At 71.3% G+C, this 7,047-nt stretch carries 7 protein-coding genes; all 7 read right to left on the bottom strand.

The genetic code is table 11. The features are described 5' to 3' along the window. Nucleotides 1-78: 78 nt before the first annotated feature. The 7 genes from P3T29_RS21370 to P3T29_RS21340 all read right to left on the bottom strand — a co-directional run bounded on the left by P3T29_RS21370 (nt 79) and on the right by P3T29_RS21340 (nt 6,853). Nucleotides 79-1,089: an IS630 family transposase gene (locus tag P3T29_RS21370; RefSeq protein WP_280718158.1), complete on the bottom strand. Its 1,011-nt coding sequence runs from the start codon at nt 1,087-1,089 to the stop codon at nt 79-81. A gap of 248 nt (nt 1,090-1,337) precedes the next feature. Continuing rightward, entirely contained in the window at nt 1,338-1,469 is a 132-nt protein-coding gene (locus P3T29_RS21365) for a hypothetical protein (protein ID WP_280718157.1), read from the bottom strand. Continuing rightward, nucleotides 1,466-1,690 (bottom strand): hypothetical protein, encoded by a 225-nt coding sequence (locus tag P3T29_RS21360; protein ID WP_280718156.1) that lies wholly within the window; start codon nt 1,688-1,690, stop codon nt 1,466-1,468. Before P3T29_RS21360 ends, P3T29_RS21365 begins: the two co-directional genes overlap by 4 nt. Next, the gene (locus P3T29_RS21355; protein WP_280718155.1) at nt 1,687-2,631 is read right to left on the bottom strand and encodes an FAD-dependent monooxygenase; all 945 of its coding nucleotides are present in this window, start codon (nt 2,629-2,631) and stop codon (nt 1,687-1,689) included. Before P3T29_RS21355 ends, P3T29_RS21360 begins: the two co-directional genes overlap by 4 nt. Continuing rightward, nucleotides 2,631-4,571, bottom strand: a complete 1,941-nt coding sequence (locus P3T29_RS21350) for a LodA/GoxA family CTQ-dependent oxidase (protein WP_280718154.1) — start codon at nt 4,569-4,571, stop codon at nt 2,631-2,633. The genes P3T29_RS21355 and P3T29_RS21350 overlap by 1 nt, the downstream gene beginning before the upstream one ends. Before the next feature lie 234 nt (nt 4,572-4,805). After that, nucleotides 4,806-6,218 (bottom strand): FAD/NAD(P)-binding protein, encoded by a 1,413-nt coding sequence (locus tag P3T29_RS21345; protein WP_280718153.1) that lies wholly within the window; start codon nt 6,216-6,218, stop codon nt 4,806-4,808. A 65-nt stretch (nt 6,219-6,283) separates the two neighbouring features. Then, nucleotides 6,284-6,853, bottom strand: a complete 570-nt coding sequence (locus tag P3T29_RS21340; protein ID WP_280718152.1) for a cysteine dioxygenase family protein — start codon at nt 6,851-6,853, stop codon at nt 6,284-6,286. Nucleotides 6,854-7,047 lie beyond the last annotated feature (194 nt).

Raw genomic sequence — 7,047 nt, 5'->3', positions numbered from 1 at the left:
GAGCGTAGAGAACTCCATGATCACGCGGACCCGTGCCCGCACTGCATCCACCCCACCCCATCGCTCAGCGGCAGCCGCCTATTGCCGGTCGGTCTTGGTCCAGGTGAACGGCTTGGGGTCTTCGTTCCAGCGGGCGATCCAGTCGCGGATGTCCTTCTCCAGTGCCTGGACGTTCTTGTGGACTCCGCGCCGTATCTGCTTGTCCGTCAGTAGGCCGAACCAGCGCTCGACTTGGTTGAGCCAGGACGAGCTGGTGGGAGTGAAGTGCATGTGGAAGCGCGGGTGCGCGAGTAGCCACTTCTGGATGGCGGGGGTCTTGTGGGTGGCGTAGTTGTCGCAGATCAGGTGGACGTCGAGCTCGGCGGGGACCTCCTTGTCGAGCTTGGCGAGGAACTTCTTGAACTCGACGGCGCGGTGGCGGCGGTGCAGGGAGCCGATGACCTCGCCGGTGGCGGTATTGAGCGCCGCGAACAAGGTGGTGACGCCTCCTCGCAGGTAGTCGTGGGTGCGGCGCTCGGGCATGCCGGGCATCATCGGTAGCACCGGCGCCGAGCGGTCCAGTGCCTGTATCTGCGATTTCTCGTCGACGCAGAGCACGATGGCGCGCTCGGGCGGATCGAGGTAGAGGCCCACCACGTCGCGGACCTTCTCAATGAACTGCGGGTCCTTGCTGAGCTTGAAGGTGTCGACCTGGTGCGGCTTGAGGCCGAAGGTGCGCCAGATCCGTGAGACCGTCGACTGGCTCAGCCCGCTCTGCTTCGACATCTCGCGGGTGGACCAGTGTGTGGCGCCCTTCGGCGTCGTCTCCAGAGTCCGCACGATCACGTCCTCGACCTGCTCGTCCGTCACCGTGCGGGCAGGGCCCGGCCGCTTCTCGTCGGCCAAGCCCTCCAGCCGCTGGGCCGCGAACCGCTTGCGCCAGGTGGCCACGGTGGTCGGATGGATCCCGAGGTTCGCGCCGACCTGGGTGTTCGACAGCCCGTCAGCACACGCGAGGACGATCCGGCAGCGTAGCGCCAGCGCCTGCACGGACGTCGCCCGCCGCGACCAGCGCACTAGGGTGCTCCGCATGATTCTCGCCCTAGGCATAGACACCCGTTCGAGGGCGTACCAGAGCGGACAAATCCTCGGCGGGGCTCCCGTCGTGGCGGTCGCGACGGTCCTCGTCTGGGTGCTGACCCGCCGCTGGCGCAATCCGGTCGCACAGATACCGGAGGACCTGCCCCGGGTCACCGCGCTGCGGAAGAGCGGCGAACCGTCCTGTTCCTCGCGTTGTTCGCAGCCTGCGCCCTGTACACCACCAAGGTCGTCCTGGACTTCCGCAACGACCATTCCCCCTACGGGCCGGCCGCCGAGACCGGGCCGCTGCCGAACGCGGCCAGGTGGTGGCCGAAGACCGTGTCCTGGCCGGACAGGATGAAGGAGTGGACCGAAGGGTCCTCGTGCTCGTGGTCGTGACGGGTGGTCATGCGAGCTCCTTTCGGATGCTGTGCTGTGGTGCGGCGGGATGCGGGAGGGACGTGTGTCGGCGCTGCCAGAAGGGCCGGTCGCTCCAGCGGTTCTCCAGGCTGTACGCCGTGTGGTGGTTGCGCTGGTAGGCGGTGCGGATCGCGGCCAGCTGGGCGCGGTAGGACTCCAGCGCCTGGCCGTCCCCGTCGAGGTGGGCGGCCAGGGCCGAGGCTCCGGTCATGCCGGTGTGCAGGGCGGTGAGGATGCCCTGGGAGGAGATCGGGTCGAAGGCGGTGGCGCGTCGCCGACGGCGATCCAGCCGTCGCCGGTGGGGGTGTCGAGGTGGGAGGAGTGGGCGGGGGCCCGCCGAGGAGTCGCGTCGGCGGGCAGCGGGTGGGCGCCGGCCCGGGCCGCGACGTGCCGGGTCCGGCGCAGCAGCCGGGCGAAGTCCGAGCGGGTGCGCGGTGCGGGCGGGGCGAGGTCGGCGTCGGTGAAGTAGGTGACCAGGCGGCGGCCGGTGGGCAGCAGCGCGGTGTACCACCAGCCGTCTTCGGCGGATTCGACCAGCGAGCAGGTCTCGCCCGCTCGGCCTGCGGGGTCGGGTGCCAGCTCCAGGCAGGTGGCGACCAGGCCGTCCGTGTGGTGAGCGGTGGCCCGGCCGGTGGAGGCTACCGCCCTGCGGCGGCCGCTGGCGTCCACCAGCCAGTCGCACCGGACCATCCGCTGCTCGGCCGGTCCGCGCAGTGCGACTGCCCAACTTCCGTCCGGGTGCCGGGGCTTCGGGCGGGCCGTGGTGCGCTCCGCCACTTCGGCGCCGGCCGAGCGGACCGCTTCGCGCAGGCACCGGTCGAACCGGGCGCGGTCCAGGTGCCAGCCGGGACCGTTCGGGTCGTTGATGAAGTCCGTGCGGCCCAGGGCGGTCGATCCCCAGGAGGAGAGGTTGGCGTAGCAGGTCAGGTGTCCGGTCGCGACGGGTTGTTGGCCGGCGCCCAGGTCGCCGAGCAGGACCTTGGCCACGGAGGGCAGGGCCTCGCCGGTCTTGGGCGGGCCGTTGCCGGCGTCCGCGAGCAGGACGGTGCGGCCCGTGCGCGCCAGGGTCAGGGCGGCGGCGGCGCCGGCCGGGCCGCCGCCGGCGACGACCACGTCGTAGTGGTCGCCGGCGGCGGTGCGCCGACCGGTCATCAGGCGTTGTCGCGGAAGGGCGCGACCTTGTCGATGAAGCCGGCCGTCACCTCTTCGGCGGTGTAACCGCTGACCGCGATCGCCTGGTTGATCGCCACCGATGCGAGGGCCGGGTCTGCGGCCTGGGGCACGTGCAGCGTCACCAGGTTCTGGGTGAGCGGTACGCCTTCGAGGTCGATGGAGGGCCTGGACTCCACCTGGATCCGGTCGGGGAAGTCCTTGGCGCCTTCGCGCACTTCGACGATGCCGAGCCGGTACCAGTCGTCGATCATCTGGTTGAGCTGTTCGGTGTTCTGCCCGCGCAGTCCGCGCAGCCACACGGCCCGTCGCTCGAACGCCTCGGTGCGTTCGGTCAGCGGCCGGGTCTCGTCCACGACCACTTGGTAGTCGTCCTCGGTGAGGACGTGGTTGGGGACCCGGGCCGGCCAGAACGTCGGCAGGTACGGGTCGTGGCGCGGGCCCAGGGACAGCTCGTAGCCTGAACGGCAGCTGGCGGTGTCGCTCTGCCACGGGACGGCCATCCACCGGGAGAGGTCGCCCGGCGCCTGGGCGTACAGCGGTCCGTTCACCGACAGTGCGGTCTCGGGGGTGAGGACCGTGCCGTACGAGGGTTCGGGTTGGTCGGCCGGGCGGTGGCGGATCCGGAACGGCGCCATGTACATCGAGGGGTGCCGGATCGGCCAGGTGACCTCGCAGCCGGGGTGGAAGGCGTCGGCGAGGCAGAAGTCCAGTGCGGCGCGGTCGAGCGCGGCCGGCTGCTCGGCGAGGCGCACCTCGGCGAGCGTCCGGGGCGGTGGGGTGGCCCCGAGGGTGCCCCAGTCGTCCTCGAAGTCGCCGTCGGCCCAGTACTGGAACATCCGGTACTGGGTCGGGGAGAACGCCATGTGCTGCAGCGGTGAGCGCGGTGGGATGGCCATCGCGTCCCCGTACAGCCAGGGCCAGGGGACGGGCGAGGCGCCGTCGCGCCCGAAGTCGCGCAGTGCGCTGAACACCCGTCGGCGCAGCGCGCGGAGGGTGGGGGCGCTGCTGCTGAGCCGTGCCAGCATCTGCGGGGTGGTGAACTGGCTGAGGCCGTCGTGCCCGTAGTAGCCGGCGAAGCCGTGGTTGACCCACTGGTGGTCGGTGAAGCGCTGGAGCACGGGTGCGATGTGGCGGGTGAAGGAGACCCGGTCCGGGAACGGCAGCGATCCGTCGCAGACGAACACGTCGTACAGCAGGTCGTGGAGGGTGCGGATGCCTTTCAGCGCGGGGGCGTAGTTGGGCGGGGCGACCAGGGCCCAGGCGGGGTCGACCGGCAGCGCGCGGCCGCCGACGGTGACGGTCGCCGTGACCGGGCCGTCGCCGATGTCGTCGTGCCAGCCGTCGTTGTTGGCGTAGGTGGTGATCGGCTTGCCGTTGTAGGAGGCCGACTGGCCGAAGCCGCCGAACACCAGGAGGTGCCCGTCCTCGTCGGTGCGCAGTTCCCCGAGATAGACCTCCTTTCCCATGAACTTGCCGTCGCGGAAGTGGAAGTCGGGCCCTGAGATGTTTCTCCCGCTGATGCTGATCGGGCCCGGGTCGATGACCAGGTCTTTTCGCAGGCCCCCGGTGATCTCCTTGTTGCGGAGCCCGGACGCGTTGGCGCCTGCCGCTTCGGGAATGTCGAGAGCGAGCTGGAACTGGTACCAGGCCGCCTTCTTGTTCGCCAGGTGCGCGCTCCAGCGGATATCGGCGTTGTCCGCCGTGAGTTCGGCCACCACTTCGCCCAGTGCGTTGTACCCGTAGACCCGAAAGCGCGCCACCTCGCGTTTGATCGCGCCGGCGGAGTCCTTGTAGAAGCCCGGGTCCTGCGGCCCGGGGTCGGGCGTCTCGGGTGCGGTGTAGTACTCCTCCAGGGAGTTTCCGACTCTGGCGATTCCGATGGCGGGGTGGATCGCGGCGCGGACGATCTCGTCGGTCATCTGGCTCGTGCCTCCAATTCCGGGGATCCGGCTTCGAACTAAAAGTTCGTTGACGGAACGCTATGGCAGGAGGCGCTGCTCCGTTTGGAGGGACACGAATGACCACTCGCAAGAGTGAGGCGGATATCCGGCCCTGGGCCGTCCGGCATGCAGGACTCCGGCCGCCTGCGGGACTCCGGCCACCGCCGCGCCCGCGTCGGACACGGCGCGCTGCCCGCCGAACGACCCGCCGGCTCAGCGGGCCGGTGCCGCCTCGCCCCGGGTTCCCACCGCGCTGCGGTCCAGCAGCAGCATGGCGAGGTCATCGGCCTGGCAGCGGATTTCCGGGATGGCGGTCGTCTCCAGCAGGTTGCCGCGCCGGAGCGATCCCAGCGTCCACAGCGGTGCCTGCGCCCGGCCGCCCGCAGGGCGCAGCCGGCCGCAGGCGGTGGTGTCGAAGCCGCCGCCGACGGGGGCCGGTGTGCCGAGGCCGGTGTCGAGCAGGTCGGTGACCAGGGTGTCGTCGATCCGGGTGAGGTCGGCCTCGGAGCCGGTGCAGTTCAGCACCGCCCCCACCCGCAGCCGGCGGCCGTTGTCCAAGCGGACCTCGACGACGTCGCCGGGGGTGTCTGCGGTGATCCTGGCGTCGGCCACGGTGCCCCGGCCGATGCTGAGCAGGCCCGCGTCCACGGCGGTGCTCAGGGCCCTGGCGCTGACCGGCGGGATCCGGTGGCGGTGGGTCTCCCAGAGCCGGAGGTCCTGGGCCAGCAGCCGGGCCTGGTCAGCGGGTGGAAGCTGCTGCCACAGGGCGCTGGTGACGGGACGGAGGCTGTCGACCCCCGCCCGCCAGTCGCCGTGGACGCGGCGGCAGTGGGCGATCTGGCGCAGCACCGCCCGGCGCAGCCCGGCCAGCCCCGGGCGGGCGTCGAGCCGGGGGGCGGCCGGGGTGAGGACCGGGGTGGTGGCGTGCGGCTGGGGGACCAGGCCGTGCCGCGACAACGCGTGCACGACGCGTCCGGGGCGCTGCAGGCTGAGTGCCATGTCCACCATGGTCAGGCCGGTGCCGACGAGCAGGACATCGCGGTCCTTGGGTACCGTCGTCAGGGCGCCCGGTGTCCAGGGGTCGGCCAGGAACATCACCGAGGTGCGCAGTTCGGGCGGCGCCCAGGCCAGGCCGGGCGCGAAGTTGCCCAGGGCCAGCACGGCGGCGTCGACGTCGAGGGTCTGGCCGCCGCGCAGCCGCAGGCTCAGTGGTGCGGCGGCCGGCTGTGCCCGGTGGTCGATGCCGACGACGCGGTCGGGTACCCGGACCAGGTCGGGGGCGTTGCTGTGGCTGCTCGCCGCCTCCAGGCTCTCGGTGAGGTACCGGCCGAAGAGGCCGCGGGGCACGAAGTCGTGCTCGCCGCCTCGGTCGCCGAGCCAGCGCACGAAGTGGCCGGGGTCGTCCCGGTGGGCGCTCATCTTTCCGGCCGGGACGTTCAGCAGGTGGTGCGGCGCGTCGGTGCCGAACGCCAGTCCCCGGCCTGCGGGTTCGGGGTCGATGAGCCAGATCCGGGCCGGCGCGGGCCGGCCGGCGGCCGCGTTGTGGAGCAGGCGCAGCGCCGTCAGGGTGCCGGCGGCTCCCGCGCCCACTACGGCGATGTCGTGGGCGGTGTTGCTGTGGTTCACGGGGAGACTGTCCTTGTCCACGCGGCTGCCCGCTGCCGGAAGGGGGTGCACGGCCGGAAGGGGGTTCACCGTTCGCCCTCGGGCGCGCGGTAGGTTCGGCGGATGCTGGTGCCCAGCCGGGCGATGTCCGCGCCGTAGACGTGGATCGAGATCGCCTTGGTCGGACAGGAGTTGCGTACCTGGTGGATGTCGCCGGGCGGCGCGAAGGCGGCGATCGCGCCGGTGGGGTTGAGCACGTCCTCGGTCGGGATCAGCCGGGACGTCCGCCCGTCGGTCATCAGCCGGTAGCGGCGCTCGCTCTCCTGCCCCTCGTGCACGCCGGTGACGCACCAGGAGACGTGGTCGTGGATCTGGGTCTGCTGGCCCGGCAGCCAGACCAGCGCGACGATCGAGAAGCTGCCGTCCCGCTCGGCGTGCAGCACGTGCTGCCGGTAGCAGTCGGGGTCGCCCTCGCGCTGCTCGGCGGTGAGCAGATCCGCGGTGCCGAGTACGGGAGCGAGCAGCTCGCCGACCAGATGGGCCGTCAACTCCGGTGGTAAGCCGTGCTGGATGACCTCACGGATCCCGACGACGAGGCCGTCGATCCGTGAGGTGACCCGGGCGACGACTGCGCCGGACACAGTAGGGGACGTCATACTGCCAAGATCGGGCCGACCGTACTGTCGTGTCCAACGACGGTTCATAGGCCCATTGCCTACTAGGGCTTATGGATCGGGTGGCGCGTCGGCGTGTCGGCCGGGGCACGGGCGGCGGTCACCTGGAGTCGCGGGTTCGGCACGTCTCGTTTCATAAGCAGAAGTTGGGTATGTCTCGTCCCTGCCGGCGCCTG

The organism is Kitasatospora sp. MAP5-34, from assembly GCF_029894335.1.
Classification (GTDB): domain Bacteria; phylum Actinomycetota; class Actinomycetes; order Streptomycetales; family Streptomycetaceae; genus Kitasatospora.
This window is presented reverse-complemented; position numbering and strand designations above follow the sequence as displayed.